The 2,487-nt window shown below is 74.0% G+C and carries 1 protein-coding gene; it reads left to right on the forward strand.

The features are described 5' to 3' along the window. On the forward strand, window positions 1-2,487 hold a 2,487-nt coding region (locus ACGF5G_RS35700), incomplete at both ends, for a beta-ketoacyl synthase N-terminal-like domain-containing protein (RefSeq protein ID WP_393271315.1).

The raw sequence follows: 2,487 nt of genomic DNA on the forward strand, positions 1-2,487 counted from the left end.
GACGGTGCGGCGAACCTGGACGAGCTGCTGCCGGACGACGCGCTGGACGCGTTCGTGGTGTTCTCGTCGATCGCCGGGGTGTGGGGCTCGGCGGGCCAGGCCGGCTACGCCGCCGCCAACGCGTACCTGGACGCGCTCGCCGCGCGCAGGCGCGCTCGGGGTGTGACCGCCACGGCCGTGGCCTGGGGCCCCTGGGGCGGCGCCGGGATGGCGGCGCAGGGCGAGGCGCAGGAACAGCTGAGCCGTCGCGGGTTGCCGGCGCTCGCGCCGGAGCTGGCGGTCACCGCATTGCGGGCCGCGCTGGACCGCGACGACACGTCGGTCGTCGTCGCCGACGTGGCCTGGGACCGGTTCGCCGCGTCGTACACGGCGCTGCGGCCCAGCCCGCTGCTGGCCGAGATCCCCGAGGCGCGGACCACGACGGACGCCGAGGGCGGCCGGGACGATGCCCAGGAGCGCTCGCAGTTCGGCCGACGGCTCGCCGGGATGTCGCCGGCCGAGCGGGACGCGTACCTGCTCGACCTCGTACGCGCCCAGGTCGCCGTGGTGCTCGGGCACGCGACGCCCGACGCCGTGCCGGCGGACAAGGCCTTCCAGAGCCAGGGCTTCGACTCGCTCACCGCCGTGGAGTTGCGTAACCGGCTCACCGCCGAAACCGGGCTCGCCCTGCCCACCACCCTCGTCTTCGACCATCCGACGCCGCTGGCGCTGGTGGCCCACCTGGGCACCGAGCTGACCGGCACGCCGGCCACCTCGGTCGCCGCGGAGCGGACGGCGGCGGTCGACGACGACCCGATCGCGATCGTCGGCATGAGCTGCCGGCTGCCCGGCGGCGTCGACGGCGTCGACCAACTGTGGGACCTGCTGGTCAACGGCCGTGACGGCATCTCCGACTTCCCCCTCGACCGGGGCTGGGACAGCTTCCTCGACGGCCGGCTCTCGGACACGTCCTTCCCCCGCCAGGGCGGCTTCGTCTACGACGCGGGCGCGTTCGACGCGGAGTTCTTCGGGATCTCGCCCCGCGAGGCGCTCGCCATGGACCCGCAGCAGCGGCTGCTGCTGGAGACCTCGTGGGAGGCGATCGAGTCCGCGGGCGTGGACCCGTCGCGCCTGAAGGGCGAACGCGTCGGCGTCTTCGCGGGCGCCAGCTTCCAGGGGTACGCGTCGAACGCGATGGGCCGGGACCAGGAGGTGGGCGGCCACCTGCTGACCGGTAACGCGACCAGCGTGCTGTCGGGGCGGGTGGCGTACTCGTTCGGGTTCGAGGGGCCGGCGGTGACCGTCGACACGGCGTGCTCGTCGTCGCTGGTGGCGTTGCACCTGGCGGCGCAGGCGCTGCGGTCGGGGGAGTGCGACTTCGCCCTCGCCGGTGGCGTGACGGTGATGGCATCCCCCGCCACCTTCGTGGAGTTCTCCCGCCAGGGGGGCCTGTCGGCCGACGGCCGGTGCCGGTCGTTCGCCGAGTCGGCGGACGGGACGGGCTGGGGTGAGGGCGTCGGGATGCTGCTGGTGGAGCGGCTGTCCGACGCGCAGCGCCTGGGTCACCGGGTGCTCGCGGTGGTGCGGGGGACCGCCGTCAACTCCGACGGCGCGTCCAACGGACTCACCGCGCCGAACGGGCCGGCGCAGCAGCGGGTGATCCGCCAGGCCCTCGCCAACGCGCGGCTCACCACCGCCGACGTGGACGCGGTGGAGGCACACGGCACGGGCACCACCCTCGGCGACCCGATCGAGGCCCAGGCCCTCCTCGCCACGTACGGCCAGGGCCGCGACGGCGTGGAGCCGCTGCTGCTCGGGTCGATCAAGTCGAACATCGGTCACATTCAGGCTGCCGCCGGGGTGGCGGGTGTGATCAAGATGGTCCTTGCCATGCGGCATGGTGTGGTGCCGGCGACGCTGCACGTGGATGCGCCGTCGTCGAAGGTGGACTGGTCCTCGGGTGCTGTCGCGCTTGCTACCGAGTCGATGCCGTGGCCGGTGGTGGGTCGGCCGCGTCGGGCGGCGGTGTCGTCGTTCGGGATCTCGGGGACGAACGCGCACGTCATCATCGAGCAGGCCGAGGCCGTCGAGGCCGAGGCTACGGTGGGTGCCGATCTGCCGATGGTGCCGTGGTTGGTGTCGGGGCGGTCGGCGGAGGCGTTGTCCGAGCAGGCAACCCGACTGGCCGAGCACGTGCGGCGCGACGAGCGGCAGCCGGTCCGGAACCTCGGCTGGTCCCTGGCCACCGCTCGGGCGTCGTTGGAGCACCGTGCAGTGGTCCTCGGCGCCGACCGGGACGAGTTGCTGGCCGGGTTGGACGTCCTGGCCGGCGGGGCCGGGGTCGGCACCGTGGTCTCGGGTGAGGTGGCTACCGGCCGCCGGGCGTTCCTGTTCACGGGTCAGGGTGCGCAGCGGGTGGGGATGGGTCGGGGGTTGTACGACTCGTTCGCGGTGTTCGCGGAGGCGTTCGACGGGGTGTGTGCCCGGTTCGAGGGCCGGTTGCCGCGC

This window comes from Micromonospora sp. NPDC047730 (assembly GCF_043204765.1).
Classification (GTDB): Bacteria; Actinomycetota; Actinomycetes; order Mycobacteriales; family Micromonosporaceae; genus Micromonospora.